16 protein-coding genes are annotated in these 17,746 nt (G+C 60.9%); 10 read left to right on the top strand and 6 right to left on the bottom strand.

Annotation, left to right across the window (positions count from 1 at the left end; translation table 11 throughout):
* The first annotated feature begins 27 nt into the window (after positions 1-27).
* The 9 genes from FKG95_RS00265 (at position 28) to FKG95_RS00225 (ending at position 10,008) form a co-directional block, all read left to right on the top strand.
* Complete coding sequence (locus FKG95_RS00265; RefSeq protein WP_142893981.1) at positions 28-1,584, top strand: glycerol-3-phosphate dehydrogenase; 1,557 nt, start codon at positions 28-30, stop codon at positions 1,582-1,584.
* A 3-nt stretch (positions 1,585-1,587) separates the two neighbouring features.
* Positions 1,588-2,634 (top strand): class II aldolase/adducin family protein, encoded by a 1,047-nt coding sequence (locus FKG95_RS00260; protein WP_142893979.1) that lies wholly within the window; start codon positions 1,588-1,590, stop codon positions 2,632-2,634.
* 71 nt (positions 2,635-2,705) lie between these two features.
* Positions 2,706-4,001, top strand: a complete 1,296-nt coding sequence (locus FKG95_RS00255; RefSeq protein ID WP_246116637.1) for an FGGY-family carbohydrate kinase — start codon at positions 2,706-2,708, stop codon at positions 3,999-4,001.
* Complete coding sequence (locus FKG95_RS00250) at positions 3,998-4,852, top strand: TIGR01459 family HAD-type hydrolase (protein ID WP_142893977.1); 855 nt, start codon at positions 3,998-4,000, stop codon at positions 4,850-4,852. Before FKG95_RS00255 ends, FKG95_RS00250 begins: the two co-directional genes overlap by 4 nt.
* A gap of 90 nt (positions 4,853-4,942) precedes the next feature.
* A complete protein-coding gene (locus FKG95_RS00245) occupies positions 4,943-5,839 on the top strand; it encodes a DMT family transporter (RefSeq protein WP_142893975.1) in 897 nt (298 codons plus the stop codon).
* Between the two features lie 209 nt (positions 5,840-6,048).
* Positions 6,049-6,570, top strand: coding sequence for a hypothetical protein (locus FKG95_RS00240; protein ID WP_142893973.1), 522 nt, complete (start codon positions 6,049-6,051; stop codon positions 6,568-6,570).
* Positions 6,567-7,274 (top strand): PspA/IM30 family protein, encoded by a 708-nt coding sequence (locus FKG95_RS00235; protein WP_142893971.1) that lies wholly within the window; start codon positions 6,567-6,569, stop codon positions 7,272-7,274. The genes FKG95_RS00240 and FKG95_RS00235 overlap by 4 nt, the downstream gene beginning before the upstream one ends.
* A 111-nt stretch (positions 7,275-7,385) precedes the next feature.
* Entirely contained in the window at positions 7,386-8,093 is a 708-nt protein-coding gene (locus tag FKG95_RS00230; protein ID WP_142893969.1) for an OB-fold-containig protein, read from the top strand.
* 49 nt (positions 8,094-8,142) lie between these two features.
* The gene (locus tag FKG95_RS00225) at positions 8,143-10,008 is read left to right on the top strand and encodes a flotillin family protein (RefSeq protein WP_142893967.1); all 1,866 of its coding nucleotides are present in this window, start codon (positions 8,143-8,145) and stop codon (positions 10,006-10,008) included.
* A 156-nt stretch (positions 10,009-10,164) separates the two neighbouring features.
* Here FKG95_RS00225 and FKG95_RS00220 read toward each other — a convergent pair whose 3' ends face one another.
* Positions 10,165-10,584, bottom strand: coding sequence for a group III truncated hemoglobin (locus FKG95_RS00220; RefSeq protein WP_142895143.1), 420 nt, complete (start codon positions 10,582-10,584; stop codon positions 10,165-10,167).
* Between the two features lie 212 nt (positions 10,585-10,796).
* Between FKG95_RS00220 and FKG95_RS00215 the strand changes: the two genes are divergently transcribed.
* Positions 10,797-11,261, top strand: coding sequence for an Rrf2 family transcriptional regulator (locus FKG95_RS00215; protein ID WP_142893965.1), 465 nt, complete (start codon positions 10,797-10,799; stop codon positions 11,259-11,261).
* A gap of 23 nt (positions 11,262-11,284) precedes the next feature.
* Here FKG95_RS00215 and FKG95_RS00210 read toward each other — a convergent pair whose 3' ends face one another.
* From FKG95_RS00210 to FKG95_RS00190, 5 genes are all read right to left on the bottom strand, one after another.
* On the bottom strand, positions 11,285-12,967 hold the full coding sequence (locus FKG95_RS00210) for a methyl-accepting chemotaxis protein (protein ID WP_142893963.1): 1,683 nt from the start codon (positions 12,965-12,967) through the stop codon (positions 11,285-11,287).
* Positions 12,968-12,993: 26 nt separating this feature from the next.
* Entirely contained in the window at positions 12,994-13,593 is a 600-nt protein-coding gene (locus FKG95_RS00205; RefSeq protein ID WP_142893961.1) for a hypothetical protein, read from the bottom strand.
* Between the two features lie 284 nt (positions 13,594-13,877).
* Positions 13,878-15,413 carry an ABC transporter permease gene (locus FKG95_RS30070; RefSeq protein ID WP_142893959.1) on the bottom strand — a complete coding sequence of 512 codons (1,536 nt, stop codon included), beginning with the start codon at positions 15,411-15,413 and terminating at the stop codon, positions 13,878-13,880.
* Positions 15,410-16,459, bottom strand: coding sequence for a quaternary amine ABC transporter ATP-binding protein (locus FKG95_RS00195; protein WP_142893957.1), 1,050 nt, complete (start codon positions 16,457-16,459; stop codon positions 15,410-15,412). Before FKG95_RS00195 ends, FKG95_RS30070 begins: the two co-directional genes overlap by 4 nt.
* A 327-nt stretch (positions 16,460-16,786) precedes the next feature.
* Positions 16,787-17,743, bottom strand: a complete 957-nt coding sequence (locus FKG95_RS00190; protein WP_142893955.1) for an ABC transporter substrate-binding protein — start codon at positions 17,741-17,743, stop codon at positions 16,787-16,789.
* Positions 17,744-17,746: the final 3 nt, after the last annotated feature.

Genomic DNA, 17,746 nt, shown 5'->3' with positions numbered 1-17,746 from the left:
TGGACGCATCGCAAAAACACCGGAACCATGACACCGTCGCCAACCGCACCGCACGCGCCGACAGCAGATACCGAAAGCGAGTCCGATCTTCTGGACCTCTGCGTGATCGGTGGCGGGGTCAACGGCACCGGGATTGCCCGGGATGCCGCCGGGCGGGGTCTCTCGGTCGTGCTCTGTGAAAAAGACGATCTTGCGCAGGGCACATCATCGCGGTCCGGTAAACTGGTGCACGGCGGCCTGCGATACCTGGAGTACTACGAATTCCGTCTGGTGCGTGAGGCCCTGATCGAACGTGAAGTTCTGATGGAGTCCGCGCCGCACATCATCTGGCCGCTGCGCTTCGTCCTGCCGCACAGCCCGCAGGATCGGCCGGCCTGGCTGATCCGGCTCGGTCTGTTCCTTTACGACCATCTGGGCGGCCGCAAGCGCCTGCCCGGAACCCGGACCCTGGATCTGCGCAGCGCTCCCGAGGGCCTAGCCCTGCGGGACAGCTACCACAAGGCCTTCGAATACTCGGACTGCTGGGTCGACGATGCGCGGCTGGTGGTTCTGAACGCGCTGGACGCGGCGGATCGGGGCGCGAAGATCTATCCCCGCACGACCTGCACCTCCGCCCGCCGGGAAGACGGTCACTGGCGGGTCGAACTCAAATCCGGCACGACGGGGCAAACCCGGGTTCTGAGGTGCAAAGCCCTGGTCAATGCCGCCGGTCCCTGGGTTCAGGAGGTCCTGGGCAAGGTCACCGGCTTCAATTCTTCGCGCAACATCAGGCTGGTCAAAGGCAGCCATCTGGTCGTGCCCAAGTTCTGGGACGGCCCGCAGGCATACCTGGTGCAGAACACCGACAAGCGGGTGATCTTCATCAATCCGTACGAGGACGACCTCTGCCTGATCGGGACCACGGACGTGCCCTACGAGGGGACCGCCGACGAAGTCGCCGTCGACCAGGCAGAAGTTGACTACCTGCTGAGCGCCGTCAACCGCTACTTCAAACAGCAGCTGAGCGAAGCAGACATCGTCCATCGTTTTTCCGGCGTGCGTCCGCTGTACGACGACGCGGCGGAAAATCCCAGCGCGGTCACACGCGACTATGTCTTCGATCTCGACGACCAGAGTGGCGCGCCGATGCTCTCCGTCTTCGGGGGTAAAATTACGACCTTCCGCAAACTGGCGGAACATGCGCTGCAGAAACTCCAACCCTATTTTCCCGATCTTGGGCCGGATTGGACGGCGCAGGGGAGTCTGCCCGGAGGCGATATTCCCGATGCGGATTTCGACAGTTTCCGTCAGTCCGTAACGAAGGACTATCCCTGGCTGCCGGCATCCCTCGCCGATCACCTCAGCCGCCTTTACGGCACACGGCTGCGCGATCTGCTTGGCCCGGCGCGCAGCCTGGAAGACCTGGGCAAACACTTCGGCGCTCAGCTCTATGAAGCTGAGGCGCACTATCTGATGGAGAGAGAATGGGCCGTCACGGCCGAAGACATTCTGGAACGCCGTACGAAGCACGGGCTGCATCTGAGCGCCCAGGAGCGCCGGAACTTTGAGACCTGGTGCGCGGGCAAAATGGCAAAGGCAGGTTAAACAATGACCCAAGAGACGACAGAGAACCGGGATGAGCTGGTCGCGCTGCGCAGACTTTCCGCCCGTATCGGCAAAGACCCGGCGTTGGTCCAGGCCGCAGGCGGCAACACCTCGATCAAGCAGGAGGGTGTGCTTTGGATCAAAGCATCGGGCACCTGGCTGAGCCAGGCGCTCGAGCGGAACATCATGGTGCCCGTGAGGCTCAAACCTCTGCTGACCGCCCTTGCCGCCAACGACCCAGCCGCCGAAAAAGCCCAGGGCTTCGTCATTGAGGACGCAAATCCCGAAAACCTGAGACCTTCCATCGAAACCACCCTACATGCCGCCATGCCGCAGAAGGTCGTGGTTCACGCCCACTGTGTGGAGACCATTGCCTGGTCCGCCCGGTGGGACGGCGAGACCGCCTTGCAGGATAAACTGCGCGACTTCGACTGGGCCTGGATTCCCTATGTCCGGCCCGGTCTGCCGCTTTCGCGCGCCATCGCCGAACGGACCAGCGCGACGACATCGGTCCTGGTCCTGGCCAATCACGGCCTGGTGGTTGCCGCAGACTCTGTCGCGGAAGCGGAAAAGCTGCTCGCCGCCGTCAGTGAAGCCTTGCGCAACCCGACGCGCGATCTTCCGGCTGCGAACCATGAAAAGCTGACGGCAATCGCAGCGGACCTGCCGTACCGCCTGCCGCGCCACAGCGACAGTCACGCGGTTGCCCTGGATCCTCTCTCGCGCCGGATCGCGAGCGGCGGTTCGCTCTATCCGGATCACGTGATTTTTCTGGGCTCCGGGGCCACCGCCCTCGCGCCGGGCGAAACACCAAAGCAGATGCTCGCCGGAAGGGAACAGGCCCCGGCCATCCTGTTGATCCCGGACGCAGGCACCTTGTTGCACGAGTCGGTCTCGGAAAGCGGTGAAGAACTGGCGCGCTGTTTGGCCCATGTGACAAGCCGGATTGCCGCAGAGACCCCGGTGCGCTATCTGACGGCCGAACAGGATGACGAACTTCTGAACTGGGACGCGGAAAAATACCGCAAGCAACTGGAAGCTCAACTATAGGAGAGCTGACCTGCGGCGCTTGCAGTGCTAAAAGCCGGGTGCAAAGTCTTTAGTGGGAAGAGAAACCTCTCGTGATCGGCGTTGACGAAAATTCGGGATCTGTAGCCCTTGGTATCGACGTGGGCACCACGGGTGTGCGAGCCGTCGCCATTGATGGCGCGAAGCATGAAGTGGCCAGGGCGGACACGCCCATGTCGGAAGCCGGGCCCAATCCACGCGATCCCAAGGTCTGGTGGGGCGCGACGATAAGAACGCTCGAGGATCTGATGCGCAGGCTTGATGGCGAACGGATCGCCGCGATCGCTGTGGACGGCACTTCGGGCACCCTGTTGCCCGTCGATAAAGCAGGCAATCCGCTCGGCAACGCCCTGATGTACAACGACGTGGTGACCACGCCCGAAGCCATCGCCGACATTGCCGCCCATGCGCCGGAAACCTCCGCGGCGCACGGCCCGACCTCCGGACTTCTGAAGGTTGTTCGCCTGCAGGACACCAAAGGAACGCAGAAGGTCATCCATCAAGCCGACTGGATAGCCGGTTGCCTGAGCGGACGTTTCGATGTCAGTGACGAGAACAATGCGCTGAAGACCGGGTATGATCCCATCGAGCGCCGTTGGCCAGACTGGCTGGACCGGACGGCCGCCAGACGCGCCCTCTTGCCGGAGGTCGCCGAACCCGGCAGCGTGATCGGCGAGATTACGAGAGAAGCCGCCGCGTTCCTGGGCATCTCACCCCGGGCGGTCATCGCGGCGGGCACCACAGACGGCTGCGCCTCCTTCCTGGCGACCGGAGCCGAAGAGCCCGGCGATGCCGTGACGGCGCTCGGGTCGACACTGGTCCTCAAGATGCTCTCGGATAAGCCGCTCTTTGCGCCCGAGTATGGACTTTACAGTCACCGCATTGGAGACCGATGGCTCGCGGGCGGTGCGTCGAACTCCGGCGGCGCAGTGCTGGCCAAGTATTTCAGCCCCGAGCAAATGCGCACGCTTTCAACGGAAATCAATCCGGATGCGCCCCTGGGCTACGACTATTATCCGCTCGCCACCGAGGGCGAGCGTTTTCCCATCAACGATCCCGAGCTGCAGCCGCGGCTGGAACCTCGGCCCCTGAAAGACGCGCAGTTTCTTCAGGCCCTCCTGGAGGGCGTCACCGCCGTGGAAGTTCTGGGCTATCAGCGCCTCAAGGAGCTGGGCGCGCCGGAGCTCAGATCCCTGCGCACGGTCGGAGGCGGCGCGCAGAACCCGACCTGGACGGCAATCCGCCAGCGTGTGCTGCCCGTACCGTTCCTGGCACCGGCTTCCCAGGACGCCGCTGCGGGAACCGCACGCCTCGCCCTCGCCGCTGCACGCGGGGCGGGTCTGATATGAGCTCATACCGTGCCGTCGGCGGACTGAGAGAAATCGCCGGGGATTATGATCTTTTCCTGATCGATCAGTTCGGGGTGCTGCACGACGGGCAAGCCCCCTATCCGGGCGCGATCCGGGTGCTCGAGAAGCTCAAATCGGAAGCTAAGACCGTGGTCCTGCTCTCCAACTCGGGCCGGCGGTCTACGGCGAATGCGACGCGCATGGAGGCGCTGGGCTTTCCAAGTGACCTTTACGATCATTTCGTCACCTCCGGCGAGGTCGCCTGGCACCAGCTTTCGGCGGGCAGCGGCGCTGGGCAAACCCGGCGTTGTCTTCTGCTGTCGCGCGGTGGAACCAGATCCGCGGTCGAGGGTCTGGGACTTGAACTGGTTGAGGACGGCGCGGATGCCGATCTGGTTCTGCTGGCCGGCAGTGACGGGGATAGCGTGCCCCTGGAGCACTACCTGGAGAACCTTCGGCCCGCGGCGGAGCGAAAAGTCCCCTGCCTCTGCACCAATCCCGACAAAATCATGATCACTGCCGCGGGACTGCGCTACGGCGCCGGACGGATCGCCGAAGAATACGAAGCGCTCGGCGGTCCTGTGGAATGGATCGGGAAGCCCTGGCCAAGCATCTACCGCTTTGCGCTGGAACGCTGCAGCGGTGCCGATGGCGAGGGAGAGGACAAACGCATCATCGGCATCGGCGACAGCATCGAACACGATATCGCGGGCGCCCGGGGCATCGGCGCGGCGAGCCTGCTGATCAAGGGCGGCATCCTGGCCGATGCGGATGAAGCCGAGCTGTCCGCTCTCTTCGCAAAGTACAAGGCGGCGCCCGACTTCCTGTCACAGAGCTTCGCCTGGGATTGAGCCTGCCTGCGCAGGCCGCTAAATCGCAAGCCGGAGCTTTACCCTCTCCGAGTCACGCGTTAAGACAACGCGTCGTCTCCATAGGTATCCATGTCTTCAATCCCCGCAAATGCTGCTGTCGGCACGCCGAGCCCCTCGACCGGGCGCGCGGTGGCATGGGTCTGCGTGGCGCTCCTGTCCTTCTCGACCATGGCGGTTGCGGGCCGGGAGGTGGCGCCGGACCTGGATACCTTTTCGATCATGTTCTACCGCAGCCTCTTCGGGCTGGCCGTGGTCCTCTGCATTCTGCCCTTCTCGCGCCAGGGTTTCTCGGCGGTCAAGACGCGCAGGCTGCCTCTGCATCTGACACGCAACGCCTTTCACTTCGCGGGACAAAACCTCTGGTTCTACGCGGTTTCGCTGGTCGCCCTGGCGCAGGTCTTCGCTCTTGAGCTGACCACGCCGATCTGGGTGGCCTTGCTGGCGCCCCTTCTGCTGGGCGAGCGCTTCACCGCATTGCGCATGGGCGCGATCCTGCTGGGCTTCGCCGGCATTCTAATCGTCATCCGGCCCGGCTTCACAGCCATTGGCCCGGGCGAGCTCGCGGCCATGGCCTGCGTCGCGGGCTTCGTCGGTACCGTCATCGCGACCAAGACCCTGACCCGGACGGAAAGCACCCTGACCATCATCTTCTGGATGACCTTCTCACAAGCCATCATGGCGCTGATCATGCTTTGGGGCCTGCCGGTGGTTCCTCAGGGAAAAGCCATTCTCTGGGTGCTTCTGATCGGCCTCTGCGGGCTGCTCGCCCACTTCAGCCTGACCCAGGCTTACCGCTACGCGGATGCCACCATTGTCGCGCCCATGGACTTTCTGCGCCTGCCGCTGATCACCGTGGTCGGCATGATCCTCTACCGCGAAGAACCCGATGTCTGGGTCTTCGTCGGCGGAGCCGTGGTTTTCACCGCGAACTACCTCACGATCCAGACCGCGCGCCGCAAAAACTGAGTCCCGGTCCCGTCACTTTCACCACCGTCTTTGTGAAGCCTCAGGCATCAGCCCCAGGCGGAGTCACAGCACTTTTGCACACCGTGGCGCTTGTGCTCGAATCAAATACGTTTGTATTTTTATGTACTACAAATGTTGACAATTCTCTCATAAGTATATATATCTATAGACATGATCATTCCTGAATTGCGCAATCCGGACACACATATATGGTCGAAAAGTCGGTTCCCCTGAGCGTTCGCATGAGCGCCAATGACATGGCGATGCTCTCGTCGCTCAACCTGCCCGGCGCGGTGACCCCGAGCGAAAAGCTCAGGAAGCTGGTGCGGGATGCCTACCGCCGCGAAACGGCGAAGCAGCAGTTCGATACCGCGCTCGAATTGAGCGAGGAACAGATCAACCCGACCGCGCACAACGTCAGGGTCGCGGAGGCAAAGCACCATATTCACTCGGAGTTTCTGCTCCAGGTTCTGAATTGGCTGCCCGATGTTATCGCTCTGACCACGACGCGGTCGGGTGAGAAAGAGCTGAAATCCGAGCAGCTTGTCGCGTTGGAGCAGGAGCTCTCGGACCGGGTTTTCGCCCTGATCATCGCCGTATTGAATATGTCGATCACGGCCGACCAACAGAGTTACGAGCAGAAGATCCTGCTCCAGCGTATGCCTGCGGTTCTCGAGGTTTCCCGCCTTCTGGACAAGGTTGTCACGATCAGCAATGGAGGACGAACATGAATGAAGCATTGGCCGGCCGCGTAAAGCGCCTGATTTCAGGGAGCGCCAACAGAGTCGTCTCGGCTGTCGAAGACCTGGCGCCGGAAATGGTGATGGAAGAAGCGGTCCGCGAGGTCGACCGGGCCATCGACGATATCCGTGCCGAATTGGGGCAGGTGATGACGCGGCAGTATCACGCCAGCCAGCGCATTGCCGCCGAGAACGAGCGTCACGAAGACCTCAACGAAAAGGTCCGCGTGGCACTCAAGGAGGAGCGCGCCGATCTGGCGGAAAGCGGCGTCGAACGCCTGCTCGATATCGAGGCACAGATTCCGGTGCTGGAATCGGTTCTGGCGGAAACCCGTGAAGCGCAGGCTGAACTGGAGGGCTACATCAGTGCCTTGCAGGCCCGGCGCCGGGAAATGAAGCAGGACCTGAAGGACTTCCGCTCCGCGCGGGAGGCTGCGGCCAATGCGCCTGAAGTCGTCGGTGCTGTGGAGACCGCAAGTGGTGTCGAACGCCGCGTCGAGAAGGCGTCCGAGAGCTTTAACCGCATTCTGGAGCGTACAGGCGGTGTCGGGCTTGGTGGCAGCGCTCTGGGTGGCAGCGCTCTGGGTGGCAGCGCCTTGGACCGTAAGGCCGCGGCAGCGACGGCGGAACTGGAAGAACTTGCCCGCAAGAACCGGGTCAAGGAACGCCTGGTGTCCCTCAGGGAACGCGTGTGATTTGCAGCGGTCACGTGCCGGAAATCTGAATGAACGATAGCTTTGCACAGCGGAAGAGGTCGGGCTCTGAACACTGCCACAGAGATCCAGAGATTTAAGGGGAAGTAGCCGATGATTGACTTGCTTTTAGCCACGGACACGCGGCCCTTCGCCGTCGCCCTGGCCATGATGGCCGGTCTCGCAGCGCTTGAAGTGGGTTTCCTGCTAAGTGGACTTGGAGGCCTGTCTCAACTGGTCGATGCGGTCCTGCCGGAAGGCCTGGGCGCCTCCGTTGACCTGGACCTCGATGCGGACGTAGATGCGGACATCGATGTCGATACCGATATAGCCGGCACTGGCGGCTCGACTGCTCTCAGCAGCGTCCTGGGATTTTTCGGCATTGGAACCGTGCCCTTCCTGGTGGTTCTGGTGGCCTTTCTGACCTGCTTCGGGTTTGTCGGTCTGGCGACGCAATATCTCTTCAGCACGATCACCGGCGCCTATCTGCCGGCAACGGTCGCTGCCATGCCGGCCCTGGTTATCGGTTCCTCGCTCAGCGGCCGCATCGCCGTCTTCTTCGGCAAGCTCATTCCGGCAGTCGAGACCGACGCGGTCTCCTCCGAGAGCTTTGTCGGACGTGTGGCGGAGATCACGCTAGGTACCGCCAGGGAGGGCGAACCCGCCCGGGCGCGCCTGAGAGACTCCAAGGGTCACAGCCACCGCGTTCTGGTCGAACCCGACCTGCCGGGCCAGACCCTGCCGCAAGGCACGCGCGTTCTTCTGGTTTCGCGCAACAGCAGCGTATTTCGAGCCATCCCCGCACCCAGCGAATCGCTCTAGGGGCTGCTGATTTCCAACTCAATTCGATAATGGGGTAAGGACGACAGATATGAATGATGTAATTGGTATTAGCATTACCGCAGGTCTCGCCCTGCTGGCATTGATCACCATAGGTTTGATTTTTGCCCGGCTCTACGTACGGGCGTCCAAAGAGGTGTCCTTTGTGCGGACCGGCCTGAGCGGACAAAAGGTCGTGCTCAATGGCGGCACCCTGGTCTTCCCGGTCCTGCATGAAGTCATCCCGGTGAATATGAATACCCTGCGGCTCGAGGTGCACCGTTCGAACGAACAGGCGCTGATTACGCGGGACCGGATGCGCGTCGACGTGCTCGCGGAGTTTTACCTGCGCGTCCAGCCGACCTCGGAATCCATCGCCGCCGCGGCCCAGACCCTGGGTCAACGCACCATGCAGCCCGACGCGCTGAAGGACCTGATCGAAGGCAAGTTCGTCGATGCCCTGCGCGCGGTGGCGGCGGAGATGACCATGGAAGAGCTGCACGAGCAGCGGGTCAGCTTTGTCCAGAAGGTGCAGAAAGCCGTCTCAGAGGATCTGCTGCAGAACGGTCTGGAGCTTGAATCGGTCTCGCTGACCGGCCTGGATCAGACCAAGAAGGAGTTCTTCAATTCCGACAACGCTTTCGACGCCGCCGGTCTGACCAAACTGACCGAAGAGATCGAAGCCAAGCGCAAGCGCCGCAACGATATCGAGCAGGATACGCGTGTTCAGATCGAACAGAAGAACCTGCAGGCCGAGCAGCAGCGTCTTGAGATTTCCCGTGACACTGAGTACGCGCGGCTCGAGCAGGAACGCGAAGTCGCGGTCCGCAAGGCCAGTCAGACCAGTGAGATCGCGCGGGAGGAAGCCGAGCGTTCACGGATCGCGGAGGAGGCACGCATCCTCGCGGCACAGGAAGTCGAGCTGGCCAAAATCAGCGCCGAACGCGAAACCGAAGAGCGGCGCATCGAGAAAGAACGGGCCATCCGCGAGAAGGACATCGACCGGGAGAAGACGGTCGAGGTCGCCAATCAGGACCGGACCATCGCGATTGCCGAGAAATCCAAGCAGCAGGCGGCGGCTCAGGCCGAGGCCGACCGGGCGCGCGCGGAAGCCGTACAGGCGGAAGAGCAGGTCGTGACGGTTCGCGAGACGGAACGCTCGGAGCGTGACAAGGCGATCGAGCTGATCGAGGCCCGAAAGCAGGCTGAGCGCAATGCTATCGCCGTCCAGGTCAGGGCGGAAGCCGAGAAGATGGCCGCGGAAGACGAGGCCGACGCCATCACGACTCTGGCCCAGGCGAGCGCGAGCAAGAGCCGCATCGAGGCCGAAGGTGATGCCGAAGCCGAGAAGGCCCGGGCGGAAGCCGCGAGGTTGCGATACGAAGTCGATGCCAAGGGCCGCATGGCGCTGAACGAAGCCGACAACCTGCTGTCAGAAGACATTGTACAGATGAAGGTCCGCCTGGCTCTGATCGAGCAGATGCGCGACATCATCCGCGAGTCGGTCAAACCAATGGAGAATATCGACTCCATCAAAATCCTGCAGCTCGACGGTATGGGCGCGGGAGGACCGAACGGTGGCGCCAGCGCAGGTAGTGCCGGCGGAGCTGGCGGCGGCGGCGCAGACCAGATCGTCCAGAGTGCTCTCAAATACCGGGCTCAGGCACCGCTGATCGACGGCCTGCTGAAGGAGCTGGGTTTGGAAAACGGCGACTGGAGCAACATGACAGCCGCACTCAACGAGCAGCTCGGTGCCGCACCCGCTCAGCCGGCCAAGATCCTGCCCATCAGCGAGACTCCGACTAGCGGGACTCCGACCAGCGGAATGTCGGCTCATGAAACGCCGATTGGTGAAGCGCCGGTTGGTGAAACGCCGGGCGGAGAGGCACCGCCGGAAGCGCCTGTCCCGCAAGCCTGACCTGGAAGTCAATTAAGTAGAACGAAAGCCCGCCGATCTCCTTAACCGGGAGGTCGGCGGGCGCATTTCAGGACCGGGCTTTTTCATTTCAGTCCGGTCAAGAGAAGGCACAGCTTTCACACGCGCTCAGGTCATGAGCACTCAAGTCACGGGCACTCAGGTGGGCGTTTCCTTGAGGGACAAAATGCGCCCGGGGTTCGCCGGATCAAAGAACATCGTAAGCTGCAGGCTTTCCCCAATGCGCTCGGCCCGGTCGATGAAGATCGCGCTCACCTCCGGGGCGCAAAGATCACGCGTGGTCTCGCGAAACAATGCCAGCCAGCGCAGGAAGTGCTCCGGCTCAACATTTTTGAGGCGGCTGTGAACGGCATTGGGTTTTCCCCGGTAGCGGCCGGTCATGCGCGTGATCGAGGACCAGAAGTCGAACATTTTTTGCAGATGCGGTTCCCAATCGTCGCCGATTTTGGCGGCGAAGATCGGACCCAGCTCCGGATCGGCCCGCACCTTTTCGTAAAAACCACGGACCAGCCGCTCGATCAGTTCTTCGGAAATATCAGGATGCAAAGGCTGCCGCAAGGGTCGTCGATCATCCGAACGGGGATCCGGGATCGCCAACAATTCATCTGCGGGCGCCGCCTTTAAAGCTCGTTTCGGTGCGCAGGGGACATCTGTCATGGCCGTCACTTCAAACTGCATGGTCGATACAAAAATCAGGGCTTCGACAGATCATATATTGCCTTCATGGCTTAAAAGCAATATTTTAAATGCATCTTATATGGGAGTTCATTGTGCGGCTGACGCGATATACGGATTACGCCCTGCGCCTACTTATGTTTTTGGGAACCCACCCCGACGAACTCTGCACCATTCAGCAGATCGCCGAGGTTTACGGTATCTCGAAAAATCACTTGATGAAGATCACTCATCAGCTCGGACAGGCGGGTTATGTGGAAACATTGCGCGGGCGCGGCGGCGGACTGCGCCTGGCCAAACCGCCATCGCGCATCCGGGTAGGCGACGTGATCCGCGTGACGGAAGAGGATCTGGATCTGGTGGAGTGCTTCAACAAGGATCGCAACAGCTGCGTGATCACGAAGGCTTGCCGCCTGCAGGGCGTTCTCTCCGAAGCGCTCGACGCCTACCTCGCCGTCCTGGACCGCTACAGCTTGGAAGACCTGCTCGCAGATGACAGCGCATTGCGGTCCCTGCTCTCGAATCTGCCGGGGAATGAGGCCAGGCGTCTGCCGGGCTGAGTACTCAAGCGTAGCTGACTCTCTTAAGCCGCCTTGATGCCTGCAATGAAGCCCTGAACGGTCTCACGCATGCGCTCGGCATGCTGCGAGAGCTCATCGGAAGCGGCCAGGACGTCCCTTGACGCGCCGCCGGTCTCGCCTGCGCCGCTTTTGACCTGGACGATGTTTTCGGTCACATCGGAAGTGCCCCGCGATGCCTCGGCCACATTCCGCGCGATCTCCTGAGTCGCCGAAGACTGCTCCTCGACCGCGGTTGCGATCGCGGATGTGATCTCATCCATCTGCCGAATGACGCTCGAGATATTATCAATGGCGTTCACCGCGTTCTCCGACTCTCCGCGAACGCTGTCGATCTGTGCCGAGATCTCTTCGGTGGCCTTCGCCGTCTGAGTCGCGAGCCCTTTGACCTCGCTGGCCACGACCGCAAAGCCCTTGCCCGCCTCACCGGCCCGTGCTGCCTCGATGGTAGCGTTCAGCGCAAGCAGATTAGTCTGTTCCGCGATCTCGTTGATCAGTTTGATCACGTCACCGATCGAATCGGATTGTGTCCGCAGGCCGTTGATGACCTGCGAGGTCTCGCCCGCCGCCGTCACCGCGGACTGAGCGACATCACTCGCCCGGGAGACCTGAGATGCGATTTCGGAGAGCGAGGAATTGATTTCCTCCGTCGCGGACGCCACCGTCTCCACGTTGGTCGAGGCCTGCTCCGCCGCCGCCGCGACACCGGCGCTCATCATCTCGGTACGTTCTGCGACCTCGGACATGGAGGTGGCGACAGACTTCAATTCGGTCGCACCCTCCGCGACACTGGACACCAACTCCCCAGAGGCCTGGTCGAACGCACTCGTCATTTCTTCGATCTTTTTGGCGCGCGAGGCTTTCTCCTCATTCTCGCGGGCCGCCTGTGCCTCCATCTGGCGGTTTTCAATCAGACGCTGCCGGAAAAACTCCACCGCCTTGGCCATCTGGCCGATTTCATCGCGGCGCTGCTGATACGCGGCGGGATCGTCGTAGTGGCCCTCCGCCATACGGCCCATGAACGCGGACATATCATTAATGGGTGCCGCAATTGCCCGCGAGAGAACAAACCAGGCAATAACCGAGAAAATCATGGCCACACCTGCGCCCGCCATAAGCACGACAAGCGTAATGTCGAACTCCCTGGCCACCATGCGCGCATTTTCATCCGTCAGCGAGACTGCCAACTCATTCAGCAGGGTGAGGTCTCTGTTGGCTTTTTCAAGCAGGCGTTCGCCCGTTCCGTTCGCTTCGAGCACCCGCGCCTCATCGACCGTCAAAGGGTTGCGCATCAAGCTGATCTGCCGGGCGACGATATCCGCCTGCCAGGTCGAGATCACCGCGTCGGCCGAATTCATGAGCGCATCCGCCTCCGCGATGTGAACGCGCGCCCGCAGTTCCTTGAGCAGCGACCTGTATAGCTCACCGGCGATTTCATATTCCGCGATGTATTCACGGTTTCCGCTGAGCAGGAGTCCCCGGACCGCAGCCTGCTGGCTCGAAACCTGCTGGCGCAGCGCCTCGATATCCAGGGTGATCCTGTTGATGCGGGACGTGTCCTCGACACGGGCTTGCGCTCTCTCAAGCTCAAAGAAGGTAATGCCGGCAAGACAGAAGATGATAAGAACCAGTGTGGCAAAAGCCGCGATCAGTTTATTGGAGATGCGCGTGTTATCGACGATTTTCATATTCTTTTCCTGTAATCCGGAGCAAATCAGACTTTTCCGGCATCGCGGCGCCGGCGCAACTCGGTGACGTTAACCTCCACCGTGATCGCACCGAGCAACTGTCCTTTGTGCACGATCGATAAATTGACCTGGGCGTTTTCGGTGCCCAGTTCCTCATTCAATTCAACCTCGTCGATAAAAACGGCATCGGGACCCACGAGATAGGTTTTCTGCCACTTGGCCTCGTCGCCCTGCCAGAAATCCGAGGTGATCGCGCTCTGCCCCGCGTTCAGGCCTTTCGCGTCCATCACGAATATCTCGGTATAGAGGCCATGCGAACCGGCCTGAATCTTTGTCAGATAACTCGAGAGAGGGTTGGAAAGCACAGCCGTGATCAGCGGCTGATCGGCTTTGCCCCGCTCGTCACGCCACTGTTTATCGAGCGCCTCGATTCCCGCCTGATCCAAGTCCGCGTAGCGGGCATTGCTCGCCTCCAGTGTCAGAAAAACAACGGGAGACGAGGCCCAGGACTGAATGTCTTGCACAACTTGATCACCAATTGTGTCTTCTTGTCCTGAGGCCGGACCGGCGAAAACCGCCGGCAGACAAACAACCGCCAAACCGGCAAAGCAGCGAAAACCCGACATCGAGATCATCCTCCGTGGCAGACGGGCAAAAACAACCTGCGATACCTAAGCGGCGAAATCTTAATTTTTTAATAAGTATCTATGTTTTTCAAATACCTAAAAGGCGTTTTCAGGTGCCAAACTTGCAACAAGGTTGAATGTCTGAGCTGGTTGTACGGGCTCGCCGGATGCGGGGATCTCTTGGCTTGGCGAAGCGCGGTCCGGATCACGGAGAGCGGGTCAAAAAAAATGAGCGGAGCACGTGAAGCTCCGCTCACTAAAAGGTGTTTCCGACAGAAACCGGATCAGCCGCCGCTTGCTTTCTCGGAGCGCCGATAACTGCCCTGAATGATCCGATCGATCACCATGGCGCAGAAGAGAATGGCCAGACCGGCGAGCATGCCCTGGCCCTTCGCGGCATACTGCAGGGCTTCGAGAATGTTCGCACCCAGTCCGCCGGCGCCGATCAGCGAAGCGATCACCACCATCGAGAGACACATCAGAATGGTCTGATTGATCCCGGTCATGATCGACGGCATGGCGAGCGGGATCTCCACATCACGCAAGAGCTGCCACTTGGTGCAGCCGAAGGCCACCGCGGCCTCCTTCGTGCCCGCCGGCACCTGGCGCATCCCCAGAGCCGTCAGGCGGATCACCGGCGGCATGGCGAAGATGATCGTCGCCAAGACACCCGGAGGCTTGCCGGTGCCGAAAAAGGCGATAATCGGGATCAGGTAAACAAAGGCCGGCATGGTCTGCATAAAGTCGAGGACAGGCAGTGCCGCGTTGTAGGCGCGCTGGCTCTTCCCGAACCAGATGCCCAGAGGAATCCCGAAGATCAGGCAGAGGAAAGCGGCGGCGCCCAGCAGTGCGACCGTGACCATGGAGACTTCCCAGAGCCCGAAGAAGGCCAGATAGGCTAGAGCCGCAGCCGAGAAAATCGCGACACGCGGCCCCGCCAGACGCCACGCCATAACGAAGATCACCAGCATCACCACCGGCCAGGGCGTGTCCACCAGAATAACTTCAAGCCCGTCCAGCACCCATTTGATCGAAGTCGTCACGCCCTTGAAAACCCCACCGAACTCAACGGCAAGCCAGTCGAAACCGCCCTCCATCCAGTTGGCGGTCGGGGTGAAGAACTCCTTGTCAATCGGGAAGGTCGTGATGAATTCATTCGGCTTCGACACCGTGAAGCGGTACAGCGTCAGGGGCCAGATCCCGAGCAACAGGAGCCCACCCAACGCGGCACTGGTGGTGTTCAGCCCAGAAGGCGTATTCTCGTCTGTACGCCAGCGCAGGTACTGCTTTTCGTAGGCGTAATTCGCGTAAAAACCTTCAAGCAGCTTCACCAGAACGAATAAGGCGATACCGATCAGGAGAATACCAAAGGCATCTGCCGCCGCGGCGTCAGCCGCCGCCTGCGCATTCGCCACGGCCTTTTCCAGGTTTTCAGCCACCTTGAGCGAAGAGTCCGCCGCGGCTTGATCCCCCGCTGCAAGCGCCTCACGTGCCCTTTCTCTGCGCGCCTCAATGTTTGCCGTCAGTCTCTCGACCCGCGCCAGACTTTCGGCTCCCAGGTCCGCCCAAAGCCCGCGTCCGAGCTGCACCAGAGCAAAGAGTTCGAGAACCAGGAAGGTCCAGAAGAAACCCCAGAGCCCGCGGTAGGCCCCCCAGAGTGGGCCGAAAACCGCCGCCATGAGATTCCAGGACCAGGCAAAACCCGTCGCGCCCTGGATCTTGGCAAATTCCGCCGTGTAGTAGTCTTCGCGTTCCTTGACGAATTCGCCGATGGAACTGTCGAGCGCCTTGGGCCCGAGTTCGAGGCCTGTATCGGTCATGCCTTGCCTCCCTGAATGCCCTTGAGCAATGTCGCTTTGTTGATCACACCGACGTCCTTACCGTCATCGTCCTGAATGACGATTGGCTGTTCGGTGGTGGTCGCAATGTCGATCAGTTGGTCCAGGTCCGTTCCGTGCGGTGCCCTGGGCGCCAGCGCGAGATCCTGTCCGGCTGTGACCTCGTAGCTCTCTATCGGCACCATGATGGAGTGCGCGAAAACCAGCTTGAGTTTGGAGATACCCTCGACGAAATCCCGCACGTAATCGTCGGCGGGCTGGGTGACGATCTGCTCGGGCGTGCCGATCTGAACGACGCGCCCGTCTTTCATAATGGCAATCCGGTTGCCGATGCGGATTGCTTCGTCCAGGTCATGGGTGATGAAGACCGTGGTCTTCTGCAGTTCATGCGACAGCGCCATGAACTGGTCCTGGAGCTGTCTGCGGATCAGGGGATCGAGCGCCGAGAAGGGCTCGTCCATCAGCAGGACTTCGGGGTCGGAAGCCAGCGCACGGGCCAGGCCAACGCGCTGCTGCATGCCGCCCGAGAGCTCCCGGGGAAACCGGTCCTCGTAGCCGTCGAGATTCACGCGGGAGAGACACTGCTGCGACACCTCCCAGCGTTTGGACTTCGGCTCACCGCGAACCTGCAGCGGGAAGCCGACGTTGTCGCGCACCGTGCGGTGCGGCAAGAGCGCCATGTGCTGAAAGACCATCCCGATGTGGACGGCCCGCATTTCCCGCAGCTCCTCGCCACCCAGCGAAATCATATCCCGCCCCAAGAGAGATATACGGCCCGCCGTAGGCTCGATCAGCCGGTTCAGATGGCGCACCATGGTCGACTTGCCGGACCCCGACAGTCCCATGACGCAAAAAATTTCACCGCGCTCCACGGTGAAGGAACAATCCGCAATTCCGACAACACAGCCGAACTCTTGAAGGACCTCGGCTTTGCTCAGGTCGCGGGATTTGACGGCTTCCATGGCTTCTTGGGCGCGCTCGCCGAAGATTTTCCAGACGCCCTCAAGCTCGATTACATTTTCCGGCACTTAGCTTCCCCCAGCTAGAGCCTGACCGTTTTCGCTGAAACCGAGAAAACGTCAATCAGCCTCATGACTATAGAGTGAGAGGGCGTTTCCCGCTCTTGACCCTATCCGTCAAGAACGTCCGCACTCTGAAGCCTGATCATTGCAACTTCGAACGATCAGCCTCTCAAACCTGCCGCTCCCATCCCCTTGAGCAACGAGTTTGACGCGAAAATGAGAGTCTGTTGTACGTGCACCACCGACCGGATGACGACAATCAGACTCACAAAACAGGATAGCGCGGGCGCCCTCAAGGAAGAGAGCGCCCGGCGTCATCACCAGTTCCGGACTTTAGTTCAGCCAGGAGTCAACCAGTGCCCCGTTTTCACTCACCCACTTCTTGGCGTAGGCTTCGGGATCCTGCTTCTCGACCACCAGTGCATAGGTCATGGCAGACACCGTGTCGGTATCGAGCTTGACATTTTTCAGCACCTCGGCGGCTGCCGGCTGCTCTTCTTCAAGCTTGGCGGCATAGTGGATGTGCAGGTAAGCCGTGTTCCAGGCAACCGCGGCGTCTGACTTCTCGAGCCATTCCGGATCGTCCGTCGGCTGAAGCACATTCCACTTGGCAGCGTCATGCTTCGGCTCTTTCAGGATGACAAGATCGTGCAGCGCGAACATGTGGTGCGGCGTGTAGCAGAAGAAAACGATGTCCTTCTTCTGGGCAACCGCGTTGTCCACTTCCGCCAGCGCGAGCGTTTCGTCCATTTCCTTGAGCTGCATGGTCTCGGAATAGCCATAGGACTTTGCGCGAACCTTCTCCACGTTGGTGGAGGCCCAGCCTGCGGCTCCGATCCAGATCTCGCCCTTGCCGTCGCCGTCCGTATCGAAGTTCTTGGCCATATCAGGGTTGGTCAGATCCGACAGCTCGGTAATTCCGGTCCGCTCGGCGGTGCCTTTGGTGACGCACATGGCCTGATCACCTGCCACGCCGTTCGGGTTGACCATCACGCTCTTGCGCTCATTGACGAACTTATTGTTCAGATTGGATTGGTTCGGCAGCCAGACTTCCGGGTGCACATGCATGGAGCCCGAATCCATGGCCTCGAAGACGACCGGGTTGGTGCCGTTCTGCAGCTCAACTTCCAGGCCGAGGTTGTCTTCCAGAACCACCTTGAGAACATGCGCGGTTACACGCACCGACGGCCAGTTCGGCACACCGATGATCACGTCCGCCGCATAGGCAGGCGCAGCCGTGGAAAGAACCGCAGCCACCGCAACACTTGATAAAACCTTATTCACTTTCATTGC

Source organism: Denitrobaculum tricleocarpae, assembly GCF_007004665.1.
Taxonomy (GTDB): Bacteria; Pseudomonadota; Alphaproteobacteria; order Kiloniellales; family Kiloniellaceae; genus Denitrobaculum; species Denitrobaculum tricleocarpae.
This window is presented reverse-complemented; position numbering and strand designations above follow the sequence as displayed.